The organism is Akkermansia sp. N21169 (genome assembly GCF_029854675.1).
GTDB lineage: Bacteria > Verrucomicrobiota > Verrucomicrobiia > Verrucomicrobiales > Akkermansiaceae > Akkermansia.
On the sequence record NZ_JARWNC010000032.1, the window covers coordinates 25600 to 41094 of the forward strand.

The 15495-nt window shown below is 52.7% G+C and carries 10 protein-coding genes and 1 riboswitch; of the genes, 2 read left to right on the top strand and 8 right to left on the bottom strand.

Features of this window, described 5'->3' with window-relative positions; genetic code table 11:
- Positions 1–70: 70 nt before the first annotated feature.
- Positions 71–1144, top strand: coding sequence for an acyltransferase (locus tag QET40_RS03605; RefSeq protein ID WP_280125814.1), 1074 nt, complete (start codon positions 71–73; stop codon positions 1142–1144).
- Between the two features lie 16 nt (positions 1145–1160).
- Here QET40_RS03605 and QET40_RS03610 read toward each other — a convergent pair whose 3' ends face one another.
- The 5 genes from QET40_RS03610 to QET40_RS03630 are packed head-to-tail and all read right to left on the bottom strand — an operon-like array spanning position 1161 to position 8023.
- Positions 1161–2174 carry a uroporphyrinogen decarboxylase family protein gene (locus QET40_RS03610; RefSeq protein ID WP_280125815.1) on the bottom strand — a complete coding sequence of 338 codons (1014 nt, stop codon included), beginning with the start codon at positions 2172–2174 and terminating at the stop codon, positions 1161–1163.
- On the bottom strand, positions 2167–2904 hold the full coding sequence (locus QET40_RS03615) for a vitamin B12 dependent-methionine synthase activation domain-containing protein (protein ID WP_280125816.1): 738 nt from the start codon (positions 2902–2904) through the stop codon (positions 2167–2169). Before QET40_RS03615 ends, QET40_RS03610 begins: the two co-directional genes overlap by 8 nt.
- A 21-nt stretch (positions 2905–2925) precedes the next feature.
- Positions 2926–3564: a corrinoid protein gene (locus QET40_RS03620; protein ID WP_280125817.1), complete on the bottom strand. Its 639-nt coding sequence runs from the start codon at positions 3562–3564 to the stop codon at positions 2926–2928.
- 25 nt (positions 3565–3589) lie between these two features.
- Positions 3590–4684: a uroporphyrinogen decarboxylase family protein gene (locus tag QET40_RS03625; protein WP_280125818.1), complete on the bottom strand. Its 1095-nt coding sequence runs from the start codon at positions 4682–4684 to the stop codon at positions 3590–3592.
- Positions 4685–4711: 27 nt separating this feature from the next.
- Positions 4712–8023, bottom strand: coding sequence for a glycoside hydrolase family 2 TIM barrel-domain containing protein (locus QET40_RS03630; RefSeq protein WP_280125819.1), 3312 nt, complete (start codon positions 8021–8023; stop codon positions 4712–4714).
- A gap of 130 nt (positions 8024–8153) precedes the next feature.
- Between QET40_RS03630 and QET40_RS03635 the strand changes: the two genes are divergently transcribed.
- On the top strand, positions 8154–9053 hold the full coding sequence (locus QET40_RS03635) for an AraC family transcriptional regulator (protein WP_280125820.1): 900 nt from the start codon (positions 8154–8156) through the stop codon (positions 9051–9053).
- Between the two features lie 73 nt (positions 9054–9126).
- Here the strand turns inward: QET40_RS03635 and acnA are convergent, their stop codons facing one another.
- The 3 genes from acnA to QET40_RS03650 all read right to left on the bottom strand — a co-directional run bounded on the left by acnA (position 9127) and on the right by QET40_RS03650 (position 15351).
- The gene (gene acnA / locus QET40_RS03640; protein WP_280125821.1) at positions 9127–11877 is read right to left on the bottom strand and encodes an aconitate hydratase AcnA; all 2751 of its coding nucleotides are present in this window, start codon (positions 11875–11877) and stop codon (positions 9127–9129) included.
- Positions 11878–12059: 182 nt separating this feature from the next.
- Positions 12060–12228: riboswitch (cobalamin riboswitch) on the top strand.
- 516 nt (positions 12229–12744) lie between these two features.
- Entirely contained in the window at positions 12745–14010 is a 1266-nt protein-coding gene (locus QET40_RS03645; RefSeq protein ID WP_280125822.1) for a hypothetical protein, read from the bottom strand.
- Between the two features lie 273 nt (positions 14011–14283).
- Positions 14284–15351, bottom strand: coding sequence for a lipid A deacylase LpxR family protein (locus QET40_RS03650; protein ID WP_280125823.1), 1068 nt, complete (start codon positions 15349–15351; stop codon positions 14284–14286).
- Positions 15352–15495 lie beyond the last annotated feature (144 nt).

Consider the following 15495-nt stretch of genomic DNA (forward strand, 5'->3'; position numbering starts at 1 on the left):
TGATAGATACGATTCCGACGACTCGGAATCCGCTTGCGTTCCCGGCAGAAAAAACGCATAGGGTATGCACATGCAACAGGATTCGACCGTACAGCCCCCCCAGTCAGGAGCCCGGCGCGTCGCCTGGGTGGACATCGCACGCGTCTATGCCGCGATCATCATCATTGCCAACCACCTCAACCTGTTCTCTCCGGATCTTTACCGAACCCTGTGGGCGCAATTCCTTTTTGCCAGAACTCCGTTTTTCTTAATTCTTGCCGCTTATTTTGTCGGAAGAGGAGCATTCGGAACATTTCGGCTCAACCAATTGTTCCTGATCAAGCGGGCAAGGTTTCTGTTCTATCCCTACCTTCTCTGGTGTACGGCGGCCTTGGTACTGACGGGAACGTCTCCCCATACTCCCCATGTCGAAACTTTCGCCCCTTTTTTTGCCTGGCTGCACGGAGGATCCCTTCCCTGGACGGATGCCTTCAAAGCACTCGCCAAATGTTACGGATTGGGTGGTCACCCCGTGGATGCTCCGCTATGGTTTTTGAGGGACATCATTCTTTTCACGTTTATTGCCCCGCTGCTCATGCGACTGGGAAAGTACGTGCTGCCTGTCGGCCTTGTCCTCCTTTCCTTCAATTTCTTTGCCCAGGGAGATCTGGGGCATGACTGGCCGACACCCGACAGTCTGGGATTCTTCTGCTTGGGCTTGTTCCTGTCCCGGCATTCACTGGACGAACTCCACGCCATCATCCGCCCGGTAGCGGCGTTCTTCGCGGCAGTATTGATTCCCCTGACAGTATGGCTGATCCTGAACCGCGACCAACATTCCATCATTTTGGTCATGATCGGTCTCGTCAGTCTCATTTCCGTCGCCATGCTGACGGAAGACCATTTCCCGCGCATCGGGAAATGGCTGGCGCAACTGGCTCCTGCCGGATTCCTCGTTTTCGGAGCCCACCATATTATCATCATCCTGCTTCAGGACAGCGGATGGATTTCCTGTAAAGGATGGCTTTGGGACGTTACCTGGCTAGTCCTCGTTCCCGCGATCTATGCAATAATATGCGCCGTATTCTTCCTGATCAGGAAGTATGCTCCCGCCCTTTTGCCTTATGTGGCAGGCTATCGCGTCAAACCCGCACAGAGAGCCTGACGCGGCAGAAATTTCCTCACAGATGCGGGTCGAATTCCCGCACGGCCTCGAAAAACGCCCGTATATTCTCCCAGGATGTCGAAGGAGGAATATCACATCCTGAAGAAATCATGAAATTGGGCCACTTCGCGCATTTTCCCAGCAAGGCAACCGTGGTTGCCCGAATAGATTCCGGCGTTCCTTCACGGAATTGTCCGGACGGATCCACGTTCCCCATGGCAAGAACATGCGGAGGGACCTGGGGCATGACGTCCGCCATGTCCACGGCATTGCCGAAGTGCAGGGCGGCGGCACCCGTTCCGGCAATGGAGTCAACCATGTGCACGGCACTGCCTCCGCAATTATGGTAGATCACAATAAAGTCGTCGTCCTGGACACGTTCCACAATGTGTTTGACGTACCGGGATGAGAATTCATCTCCGAACTCGGGGGAAAGGAGGCCGGCCATCGGCTCCGCCATCACAACACCGTCGGCTCCGGCCCGCTTGAATGCCAGAGCGTACTCTTCCAAAAAGGAGGTCGTTTTGTCTAGCAAGGCATGTACGGTTTCGGGAGATTCATAGCAGGCCATCATGATGCCGGTAATATCCATCAGACGTCCGGCCAAAGAGAACGGGCCAATCATGCCGGCAAACACGGGACGGTCCCGAATCAATTCGACGGCTTGCGAAACGGCGTCGACATAAAGCCCGGATCGCCCGGTACCAACGGCAGGTATGACCAGCCGCTCTACTTCCTCAGGCGTTGAAACGAGGCTCCCGACAATAGTCGGAACTTCGTCGTCGGATACATGGACGGTTCCGCCAAAGCATTCCGCTTCCACGGACAAATCCATCAAGCTGACGGCTGCTACGGAATCCACTTGCCGAGCAACCGTTTCCATGGCACGGGCCTGCAAGCTACTGTCGGAAATCAGTTCCTTGACGGTAATCCCCATCAGGGAGACTGCAGGGAACGAAAGAATGGGCATGGCCCTGCATTCGGAGGAGGCGATACAATCCGCCACCCATTGTTTCATTTTTCTATTCATATCGATTCAGGTTTAATTGAATGCCTCTCTTGGGGAGGCGGCGTTTGTAACAATCTTTTTTCCGGCAAATAGCGCACCCGTACGGCATTTTGACCAGTCCATGCCCCAATCCTACGACAGAACTCACGGATTTAATCGGCACCATGAGACAGGACTCCGTCAGGGACACGCCGCAAAAAGCGTCGGGAAGCAGAGAAAACAGCATTTTCTGCTCCATTACGTCCCAGCCGCAATAACCGGGACTGTACGAATTGGAAATATGCAGTCCTTCCCGGGCACAAATGGTTTCCAGAGCGTCCAGAGCCCGTGCAGCAACGGCTTCCACAATGGCAGATCCCAGGGAATCCGCAACCAAAAGCCTGACCATGTCTCCGGAACATTCCACATCGTGCCGCCAGGCATCGTAAGCGGACCCTGCCGTTGCCACCAAAAGGAAGAAGTCTTCACTTCCGCGAAGGCAGTGCATAATGATCCGGTCCGGATGGAATTCTTTATCTTCCAAACGAAGCGTACGGCCATCTACAATATCTCCCTCAACAGTTCTAAACCCGAACGACGGCGCACAAATGGAGGCCAGCTCCCGCTTCATGTCATCCAGTATGACCAGAATCCTGGGATCAGCCTCATGGTCGCCATATCCCATGTAACGGCAGACTTCAATGTCCGGAACGGACAGGGAGACAAAATCCACGGGAACTGTCTCCAGCATAGGCGGAAGGGAGGTCTTCATGGCCGGAGAGAAAAGGGCATTTTATGCACTCTGGACAAGAGAACGTGCCAGAGACACGGCGGCATTGGCATTCGGGCTGAAACCGTCCGCACCAATGGTACGGGCAAATTCCTCCGTCACCGGAGCCCCACCAATCATGATCTTGATGGAATTACGCAGGCCCTCCGCTTCCAGTGCCGCCACAACTTCCTGCATGTAGGGCATGGTTGTCGTCAGCAGGGCAGACATACCGAGGATATCCGCCTTGTGTTCGCGGACGGCAGCGACAAACTGTTCACTGCTCACGTTCGTGCCGAGGTTGACAATCTCAAACCCGCATCCTTCCAACATGGAAGCCACCAGGTTCTTTCCGATGTCGTGCAAGTCCCCCTTAACGGTACCGACAATAATGCGACCGGCCTGGATAGACTCATCTTCTTTCAGGAGAGGTTTCAAAAATTCAAGGCATTTCTTCATCGCTTGTGCGGCCATCAGGAGTTCCGGGACAAAGGCTTTCCCTTGTTCAAACCGCCTCCCTACTTCCTCCATGGCCCTTATCATATGGTCGTGGATGATATCTCCGGGGGCCGCACCGGAGGTAACGGCGGCACGGGTCGCGTCCAGCGCCGGAAGAGGTTTGCCGCAGAGGATGGATTCATACAGGGTATCCGTATCAGACATAATGTGATGATGGTTGGTTAGAATTTTAGTGAACTTGCTCCAGGGAACGTACCGCCTCGAACATTGCAAGAATGTTTTCAATGGGCGTATCTGCCTGAATATTGTGAGCCGGTGCAAGAATGTAGCCGCCGCCTTTCGCCAGAATGGCAATCCGGCGGAGAACCTCTTCCTTCACCTGGGTCGTCGTGCCATGCGGCAGGAGTTCCTGAACACAAATCCCTCCGAAGAAAACCAGGCGATCGCCATAGGTCTCCTTCAACCACACGGGATCCATCCCGGCGGCAAGTGGCTGGATGGGATTCAGGATGTCGAGCCCCGCCTCAATGAAGCGCGGAATGAACGGCAAAATGGATCCGCAACTATGCCAGGCAATTTTCACATCCGGCTTCACTTTCTTGAATTCGGCGAACATAGTTCGAATACGAGGGAAGAAATATCGATCAAACATCTCGACACTAATCATCGGCCCATTCTGGGAACCGATATCGTCACCGCACCAAATAACATCCGCGCCCAAGGCTGCCAGGGTACACCCTACCCGAATATGAAATGCAGCTACCTTGTCGAACAAGGCATCCACCCAGGGTTCTTCCATTGCCATACCCATGAACAGTTTTTCCAATCCGACCAGATACCAGGATGTTTCGAAGATCGAGCATTCCAAGTCTCCGATAATTCCGTAGTCCTTTCCGTATTTTTCAATAGCTTCCTGCGCCAGCCGAAAGCGTCCCGGGGCATCCGGATCGGGAAAGGGAAAGGCCTCGACATCCTCCACGGTTTCTACGTGGGCAAGAGGATGAAGCTCGAAATCGTCGTATAATCCATGATTGCGCATGCCGATTCCCCATTCATTCACCATGAGTCCGTCATCCAGCGTACGCGTCGGAGCCGTATCCGGAGCGCAGGAGGCCACGCAGACACAGTCGCTTCCCAGTCTCAGCATCAGATCCATCCATGAAATACGGTTGGAACTCATGGGCGAATCAATAGGAGCCTCTACCGCCATGCCGAAATAACTTCCCAGTTTGTCCGCCAACTGAGGAACAATGCTGCAAAACACGGGCGGACGGTCGGTCTCCCGGAAATTGATAGCATGGATGAGTCTTGCCTTGGAATTCATATATGTTTCTTATGTTGAGATGTTCCGTTATTTCATTTCCGCACCGGATATTATGAACTCCGACCGGATAGTATCGCCCTTCTTCAGGGGCCGTCGTTCTCCGCTGTAGTGAGTTGCGAAAAAGTGGTCCGCTCCGCCGGTATTAAACCCGGCCATCAACACGCGCACTCCCTCCGGCAACACCCAGGCTCTCAAAGCCTGGGGAGCAGTATCGGATGCGGGGCGAAAAGCGAAGCAACGGCCTTGTTCATTCTTCATCAAGACACGGCGGATATTCATTTTCGTTGCGATAAAGTCATTGCAACCCAACGCATTGGCATCATCTTTCCAAGCATGCCGAGGCTCTTTGCCAGGTTCTTCAACCCATTCTCGTACGACCGGTAAAGCCTGTGCAGTTCCACGAGGACGACCAATCTGGTCCTCGGGATACCAGGACCAATGGGCTTTGCGATCCCACTCCATCCTGTCGAACTCCCGGGGAAGCGTCCAGACAAGCCCCCATTGACGCGGATTGACGTCTTGATTGACAGTTACAGCATAGCGGACGAGCATGCTTCCTCCCTTCCGGGGAATAAATTCCAATTCCCCGCTTCCCCACGCACCGTCACCCGTCCAGCGCCTGCCGGCTCCCTTGTAGGAACCATCGCTCTTCCATGTCCAGACTTCCACGGGAGTATAAGGGTCAATCTGATTGGCCAACGTACTGCCCGCAGGGCCTGAAGAACCACCGGAATCATTGATATCCAGCACCATCGGAACCGGAAGAGGAACTTCAATACCATGGATTTTTACACCGTTGGACACCAGAGTCATCGAGGCAATCTTGCCGTCGGATGAAAGATTTTCCCTGTTTTCTCCACCGGGAATTGTAATGACTTCACGGGCTATTTCACGTCCGGACGGATCCTTGACAGACAAGGTCACTTCATCTCCTTTGCGAAAACCGGATCCCAGAGTTATTTCTCCCCGGGCATGAGGGGCGATATCCGCCCGGATTACTCCCGTTTTCCCCTTGCACGACCAAGTTATCCGGTTGTCCCGGAGGTTCAGGAAATTCTGACGGTTCTGGACATCGAGGCAAACCGGCTTTCCGGAATCGGCCCGAACGCCAAACACACGGAAAGGCGTGTAGGCCATACGCATGCCATGGTATTCCGGCTTGGCACGCCGCCAGCCATCGATGGGCCCCCAATGACCATAGCCGCAGAGGTTGCCGTCAGGAAGATGGAACACATCGTCAATGCCGCTCCACAGGGCGCCGCCCAGGCATCCCGGTTGGTCCCACATCAGATCCACCATGCGCTGGAGAGGACGGCTCCAATCCTCCCGGATTCCGGGGTCCGTCGCCAATTCACGGCGGTTGTAGCACTGAAGATGAGCGTATTCCCCAAACCAGACGGGACGGCCCGTTTTACTCCATTCGTCCGGATTATTCTCGGAGGGATAATGGTAGTTGGCAATATCGGCATGGCTACCGGCGTTGTTGTAGCCACCCCAGCATTGGTCATGGAAGACAAGGGGGCGTGACGATTCATAGCGTTTGGCCACTTCCAGCACTTTTTCCCATAAACAGCTCCACACGGACTCATTGCCCAGGGACCACATGATGATGGACGGATGGTGGCGGTTTGCCGCCATTTGATCCAGCGTCGGACGCAGAAGATAGGGAAGATAGTCGGGATTGCGATAATTCCAGCGTCTCCAGACAGGGCTTGCTCCATGCTGGATCCAGCAAACAGCCGACTCCGACTCGACAAAAAGCCCCAATTCATCGCATGCCTGAAGGAACTCTTCACTGGGCGGATAGTGAGACGTCCGCACTGTATTGACCCCGGCTGCCTTGTAAAGTTCAGCGTCTTTCCTGCACAGTTCGGGTGTCAGGCTCCTGCCACGCAGGGGATGAACTTCATGATGGTTGACGGCCAGCAATTTAACGGGCGAACCATTGACCAAAAGACGATTGCCGCTAACCGCCACCGTGCGGAGTCCAATTTTGCGTTCATAGCGGGAGAGAGGTTTGCCTTTCTCGCTTAAGGTACACACTAGCGTGTAAAGATAGGGAGTTTCCGATGTCCACAAATTCGCCTTTTTCACAGGAAGGGTGAATTCTACTCCCGTGGATTTGCCGGGAACAGCTTCCACCGGTATCTTCCAGGAAACGACTTCCCGACCATTCGCATCCTTGAGTGCGGCAGTCAGTACGACAGGACGGACTGAATCCCCGGCATTGGCGATATTCGCTTCGTAATGGAAGACAGCATCGGCACCATCAAGAGTCGTACGGCTATTATCAGAGGCCACATGTAAATCCGGCAAGGCAATCATGGCCACCTTGCGGAGAATTCCTCCCACCTGGTGAGCCGCATATTGGGAAATGCAGCCGACCGAGTCCGCAACGGATTCACTTTGCACCATGACCTCAACCACATTGTCCTCCCCAGGACGGACGGCATCCGTGACATCCAGTTCAAAGGGGACCATTCCGCCCTCGTGGCTTCCCACCTCACTGCCATTAACCACTACCCGGCAGACGGCATGCACGGCGTCGAAACGCATTTTCATTCGCCTTCCCTTCCAATCTGCAGGGACAGACACCGATTTACGGTAACGTGCAAATTGACCACGAGGCACGTCAAACCCTTGCATTTTCCACTCTCCGGGGACCTGGATGGGCTTGAATTCTCCCGTGTTGCCGGTCGATGAAAATTCCCATGTCCCATCCAACGATAGAATCGGAGTTGACGTACCTTCCACTGCTGTCGGACGTGGAGCCATTCCGGGCATAGGCATCACCAGCTTTTCCAACTCGTCTTGGGTCGGTTCCTTGAATTCCTTGTGTTCGCCCGGCTTCAACTTCCGACCGTCACGGGTCAAGATTTCCAATGTCTGGATAACGGCATTGGGACCGCTCATGGCATTAATGGTCAGAGTCAGGCGCCCTCCATACAGACGGGATGACGGAATGATCCATTGAGAGGAATGCGGCTGGCCCTTCTCCAGTTTCAATCCAGCTTCCAATTCGGTTCCGTTGGTATCCAGGGCAAGTTCCCTCGGTCCATCGCTCAAAAATGTAGCTTTAATCATGCAGTCCCGTCCGTCTTCGAGTCCTTCGAAATTGAACTCAAGAGGGTTTCCGAAAAAAATTTTCCTTTCCCCGTTCCATGGAGCAACGGCTCCGACCGGGCATTCATACGACTCGAAACGGCCCCAGGGAGCAGCCTCGGAAGCATTCGCCGCATCCAGACGAACCGATGTTTTCCAGGATTCACCGGATGCCGTCAGCACACCCAGCAGGAAGACAAAAAACATTGTCAATAGTTTTAGCGAAGATTTAGACATGGTTGAAATGGGATTGAATATCTCATAATATACATATTTATTTTTCCCAATGCGTTCATTTTTCTACTTTGTCGAATTATGAACATTTTTCTTCCAGACTTTCCCCTCCCATATGGGCTAGAGTACAGGCATGGATCCCGAAAACTCCCTTTTTGTCCACTGGAATAACTGCCCGATGCTAGCTCCATTTTCCCAATACCTCAGGGAAGTGGGCGTCTTGAAATTTTCCGGGATCTCCCCGCACTCCCTCGATATGCACTACAACGAAGGCATTGAACTGAACTATGTTGTCAAAGGAACCTACAAATGGGTCGTCGAAGGGAAACATTACCAATTGTATCCGGGCGAAGCCTTTATCACCTGTCCGTGGGAATACCACGGCAGCCCGGAGAAAATCCTGGATCGCGGTATTTTATCGTGGATGATCCTGAAGCCCGCAACTTTCTCACAGGACGGGAGGCTCTGCCTGGGCCATTGGTCGCGCATCAAAGCAGAGACCCAGATGGAAATAGGGCGCCTGTTGGCCGGCAATACCAACCCCGTCATTCCCAAAGGAAGCAATCTCATCGAACTTTTCCGGAAACTTCACCGGGAAATCAGCAATCAAGACATCGGATACGAGGAAAAAATCCATCTTCTACTTGATTCTCTGGTTATCCGGCTGGCGCGCATTCTGAAAACGCGAGAATCCTGTAAAGAACGGGACGACGATTTCGTCGCGCATTTGACCCGTATCCTAAAAGAAGATTTCAACCGGAAAATCAAGGTAGCCGATCTTGCCTATGCCTTCGGCATGAGTGCGACGTCATTCAACAACAAAGTCAAGACGCTCACAGGTTATTCTCCTGCCGATTACCTGATCGAACTCAAGCTTGACGCAGCTAAAGAACTTCTGATTGCCGACCGGCAAAACATCACCGGTATCGCCGCCGAATGCGGATTCTATTCCTCCCAGCACTTCGCAACCCTCTTCTCCAAACGAGTCGGTAAAACACCGTCCCAATTCCGAAAGAATGCGCGGGAGAAATAAATCCCAGGATAAGGAAGGGGGAGCAAAGCTATTCAACTTTACTCCCCCTTCTTTTTACTGTTAGGCAGGATCGTTATTTGTTTTTCAAAATCTGCCCGAGTACGTAGGGCAGGATGCCTCCGGCGCGGTAGTATTCCTTCTCAATCGGCGTATCGATCCGGACAACGACGGGAATATCCCGGGTCACGCCGCAAGCATTCACACGGAGTGTCACGGTCTGCCGTGGCTTGACGTCATTGCCAAGTCCGATGATGGAGAACTTCACATCCTTCAGACCGGCAATCCAGTCGTAATCCTTCTTGTCGGCAAAGACCAGCGGTAGAACTCCCATGCCAACAAGATTGGAGCGGTGGATACGTTCAAAGCTCTTGGCCACAACAGCCTTGACCCCCAGAAGATTGGTTCCCTTGGCAGCCCAGTCGCGGGATGACCCCATCCCGTAATCCTCGCCTCCGATAACGACGAGGGGGATACCTTCAGAGGCATAGACCATGGCGGCATCGTAAATGAAAGTCGGCTTCCCGCAACAGGAAGAAATATCCTTGTCCGGCGCCGGCACACAGCCACCGCCAAAATACAGCGTATACCCTCCCTCCACACCATCGACCATCAGGTTTTTGATCCGTACATTGGCAAAAGTTCCGCGCGTCATTACACGGTCATTGCCACGGCGGGAACCGTAGGAATTAAAGTCAGCCTTCGCAATACCCATAGCTTTCAGGTATTCCCCGGCCGGGCTGGTTTCACGGATGGCACCGGCAGGAGAAATGTGGTCGGTCGTCACGGAATCTCCGAAAATACCCAGAGGACGGGCATCCAGAATATCATTGATATCACGCATTTCTCCCGTGTAATTGTCGAAAAACGGCGGTTCCTGAATATAGGAAGAACCAGTCTTCCAAGCATAGACGGCTCCTCCGGGAGCAGGGACTCTTTCCCAACGGGGATTGGAAGAAGCCGTCAGGCTGTAACGCTTGCGGAACATATCCGGATTGAGAGATTTTGCCACGGCTTCTCCTATTTCGCCAGATGTAGGCCACAAGTCGCGCAGAAAGACGGGCTGACCGTCCGCAGCCATGCCGACGGGTTCCGTTTCAAAGTCGATGTCTATGCGCCCGGCCAGAGCAAAAGCCACAACCAACGGAGGAGACATCAAAAAATTGGCTCTCACGGACGCATGTACACGAGCCTCGAAGTTGCGATTACCGGAAAGCACGGAGGCCCCCACAATGTTATGGGAACGCACGGCATCTTCCACCTGGGCATTCAGAGGACCGGAGTTGCCGATGCAGGTTGTACAACCGTAGCCTACTGTCTGGAAACCGAGGGCATCCAGCGGTTTCTGCAGATCGTTGGCGGCGAAATAGTCTGAAGCTACGCGCGAACCTGGAGCCAAAGAGGTCTTGACGTAGGGAGGAACCTTGAGGCCTCTTTCCACGGCCTTCTTTGCCAGCAAGCCGGCTGCCAGCATCAACCCCGGATTGGACGTATTGGTACAGGATGTGATGGCAGCAATCAGGACACTGCCATCGCGAAGCTCCACATCCTTCTCGTATCCGTCCATATCTTCGGGGACACCGGCGGGAGCGTGCATGGAGACTTTGACCGAATCCACAGCATCCTTGCCATAGCCGCCTTCGGTCACCGAAGCTTTCAGCAGGGCTTCAAAACGCGGTTTGACCTGCGACAGTTCAATACGGTCCTGCGGTCGGCGAGGTCCGGAAACGGCCGGAACAACATCACCAAGGTTCAATTCCAAAACATCCGTGTAATCAATGTCGCCCAGACGCGGCATCCCCCAGAGGCTCTGGGCCTTGAAGTAGTTTTCGTACGTTTGGACGGCAGCTTCGCTGCGGCCGGTCTGGCGCAAGTAATCGGCACAACGTTCGTCAATTGGGAAAAAGCCCATGGTTGCTCCGTATTCCGGAGCCATATTCGCCACCGTCGCACGATCCGGCAAGGACAAGGAAGCAGCACCTTCACCGAAAAATTCGACAAACTTGCCTACCACGCCGTGCTTACGCAGTATCTGCGTCACGTGCAAAGCAAGGTCGGTAGCCGTTACCCCTTCGCGCAACGAACCCGTCATATGAACGCCGACCACTTCCGGAACAAGGAAGGTCACGGGCTGCCCCAGCATGCCGGCTTCCGCTTCAATGCCGCCAACGCCCCAGGCAACTACGCCGAGGCCGTTGATCATTGTCGTATGGGAATCCGTACCGACAAGCGTATCGGGGAAATAAACGCCATCCTTTTCCATCACTCCCTGAGCAAGGTGTTCCAGATTCACCTGATGAACAATCCCCACCGACGGAGGAACAACGGAAAACGTGTCGAACGCACCCTTGCCCCATTTCAGGAATTCGTAACGTTCGGCATTCCGGAAAAATTCCCTGTCGAGGTTCTTTTCCAGAGCCCCGTCGCAACCAGCCCAGTCCACCTGGACGGAATGATCGACGACGAGATCCACCGGGACGAGGGGTTCGATCACACCGGGATCCTTGCCCAGGCGTTCGACGGAGGAACGCATGGCCGCCAGGTCCACCAAAAGGGGAACTCCCGTAAAGTCCTGCAAGACAATTCGCGCCACGGTGAAAGGGATTTCATAGTCGCCCGGTGCCTTGGCATTCCAAGAAGCGAGATTGTCCACATCCTTTTCCGTCACTTTCAGCCCGTCGCAGTTGCGCAACAAGGATTCCAAAACAATGCGGATGGATACGGGCAAACGGTCCAGCCCGGCATAACCGGCTTCGGCCAGAGCAGGAAGAGAATAATAAATCCCCTCCGTTCCCAACCCTGTCGTAAAAGTACGAGTAGCGTTCACAATTGAAAAAAGTGGTTAGTCTTTCACGCTGCAACCCTTGCAGTCGCGCGGACTATACATGCGGTTCGCAAATACGCAAGAAATCAGTGCGTATCCATTGCGGAAACATGCATTGCAAATACCAAGATGCCGAAAGACATAGATTTGAAAGAATTCTGTTGCTTTGGGAAAGGCAATCGGATAACTAACAAACCAGCGCAGGAAACGGAAGACGGTGAAAATCCGTCGCGGACGCGCCGCTGTAACCGGTAGATTCCGGCATAACACTGTCCTCTTAGGGGATGGGAAGTTATGTTGGCTCGCAAATCGAAGACCGGAAGCCAGAAGACGACCTGCACACATACAGTATCGGCATCTCGCGAAAGGATGAACTACGGTTATAACCATTTTCCTTACCGGATTTTCCGGAGGAAAACTTGGTTGCAGTCTTTGTTTAAATCCGGATTCCGCCTCCTGCGGACGAGAGAGTGTTGTTACTGCGCCACATTTTCTTTCACCACATTATGAACAGCCCGGAGTTTTGCCAAATATTCTTCCCGCAGGCAAACTGCGTCCCTTACCCTGCCTGTCAGGCACCGGGCTGCTGGACATCTTCCAATGAATCAAAACCATTGGTAGTACGGAACGAGACACGGAAAGCAGGTTCATTCCCCGAGAGGATAAAACGAGTACCCTGAAGGCGAAGTAGGATACTTCAAATTGACTCCGAGGACTATAAGGATGGTTTGTCGCGCCATCCTGCCTGCTCTCCGTGTCTCAATTGTTCCGGAATTATATCGGAACCAAATCGGAAATCGAACTTATTTTTCTTCTGCATGGATTCATGCGGAAGAATTTTTTGAGAAGAAAACCTATCCGATCAATTTGTCAAATATTGAAATAGGCACCGACAATATACGTCCATCCCGAAAAACCCGCCGGGCCGGTATCTCTCCCCGAATGTGCATATTCCGCCATCGTCATGATTTTGAACCGGGAGGGATCCTCTGGCAAAAGATAAAAATTGAACCCCAGAGAGATTGCCTGGTAAGTATCGACATAAGAACCTCCCGTACGAGCCATAGCGGAGTAATGGGGATTCAGTTTCAAGGCATTTTTTCCCTTGGCCCACTGATAGCGGACAATTGCCTGGATATGATCCGTCAACATCCAGCCGGGAGTCAGGATGAAACCATAAATGTCTGAGGGGCACATGACCTCTCCATCCACCTTGCGCGACATAGGGTCGCTCGCCCACAAGACTTCAGTCATGATACTGAATGGGCCGCTCTTGCCCCGGTAATAAAGGGCAAAAATGTTTTGAGCCTTGGTACCGCTGTATTTGGCATGAAAATCATTCAAGGCATAATCGTTCATGTCGGAAAACGTATGCAACCAGTCCAAATAGACACGGCTTTCCTCCATTCCCCGCAACTTGACCTCATGGGACAATTGCACCTGGGTAAAAGCCGATTCCCAGTTTGTCCAGGCAAGACGCTCCCCCGTAAGAGTAGCGGACCAGGCAGCAACAATCCATCCGAACGGGTCTTTTCTGTTGTCATTGGAGACGATCAACCCATAGCTGTTATCTCCACGGACCGATTCTTCCGCGACAGCAATTTCCGGAACAAGATAATCGGCACTGCTTTCCCGGAATTCCATCATATGTGCAGGGAAATTTTTACCTACGGAAATTTTCACGCCTCTTGTTTTGTACTCCAGATGAAGATCGTAAAGATTGCCGGTCATACTTTTATGGTGATGCCAATACCCGTTGCTGTAATATCCAAACCCGTCCAAACCTCCGAGGTTCCAAATATTGACCAATTTCCAGTCGTGCAGGAATGTCATGTTCCATCCGGCCCTGAGACGCCGGACTTCGTCGTCATATCCGCTGGATCCGGGGTACAGCGACTCATGGGGATCTACCCATCCGCACTGATATTGCGCACGAAGGCTCAGATTAAATTCCTGAATCCAAGGGTTGGAGTCGTTTTTGTACAAACGCGCAGGCGTTTTTCTTGAACTGATCACCGATTCCAACGGGTTCAGGAACGATGATGAAGCGGCAGCCGAGGGAGTGTTTTCGGCCGACATACATTCGCCCGAGATCCCCAACATGGAAATCACAAGAATAGGTAGGAATAATTTCATCGTGGTTCCCCTGACTTTGATAAAATTCAAAATGATGCCCAGCCTGTCGAATGAAACCAGAAAAACAGCCGCTGCGCTGACTATACCTATACGTGTTTTGATAATCTTTCCGTATAAATTCATCGGAATAAGAGGATTGCAGGTGCTGCGAAGTATATTAGTTTACAAAACAAAATAATTCTACAACAAGCAAAATTTCCCCTTCCCGAAAGAAAAACGCCATCCCATCATGCACATCGCGTACAAAAGGCAGGGACAGGAAGCGGAAACTCGTTAGAACAGGTAACGCAATTCGATCGTACCGATGCAATGGATTCCCTTTTGAGTCGAGTATTCCTTCGTAACCCATTGATATCCGAAAAATCCTTCGAAGGATTTGTAGCGCATGCCTACCCCCAGGGAGGCATTGCCCACGACAGGGTATTTGGTCACATATTTTGGGAAGTTATGGAAGACGGGACCATCCAGAAAGGCATTGTAGGCCACGCCCTGGACCCCCAAGGCTGCGGTTCCGTAAACACTCCAGTCGGATATCGACCGTTCATTCCGAACAAAAGGCGAAGTCTGGAAATTAGCTCCGTTCAGGGAATATTCCGTAGGAGAATCATTGGGCAGATTATAGCCAAAGCGGTAGGCAGCCCCACCTCCGGCGCGAACATAAACGGTCCCGGCATCCACATTCCAATAGCCGTATCCATCCGTTGCAAATCCGGAGGGATGCTTGTATTCCAAACCGGAGATGCGGTAAAACCGCTTGAAATACATTTCAAATACAACTTCGGACGGAATCTGGTACTGCCAGCCGGGCCACTGATCCATCTCCCAGAAATGGTGAACCGTATACTGGGCATCGTCCGCCAGAGAACATTTGCCCGTAACGCCGATCTGGAATTCGAGAGAATTGGCTCTATCCTCGTTTTTGACCAGATTGCCGAACCCAAGGCCCAGATACCCGGCATAGGGATGTTCTCCATACAGGGGCATGTTGGACTTGTTCTCGGGAGTGAACATGAGCTGGGTCAGCGTCAGTGCCCATTGGTTTCTCAGAGCCGGCGTCCGATCCATACCGAAAGCCTGCCAGTCCCAGAAGCTGGAACCCGTCACCGGGGTACTTTCCGATAAATAGGCAAAACGGATACCGTTCGTGTAATTACAGTCGCTACCGACAAATAAATCGTTATCCAGCTGGATGCCGAAGGAAGCCCGTTCCTGAGGAGCCGATGCCGAAAGATCAAGACTTGATTGCCCAGGAAAAGCCGCAAAAGGGACAGAACCAGCTTGTGCCCGGCCTATCCAAATACACGCGGCAGCCAGAACACTCGTCAATAACATCAAGCGCATGCCTATACGCACTGACACGAAAGAGAACGCCTTTCAAGCGGCAAAATACCCGGTTCACCAGAAAACGTGTCATCGCATGTTTTGTAAAATTCCCTTTCCCCGGTGCGAAAAATGCCTTAGTTCTCGCAGTGTTCACCCCTTCCT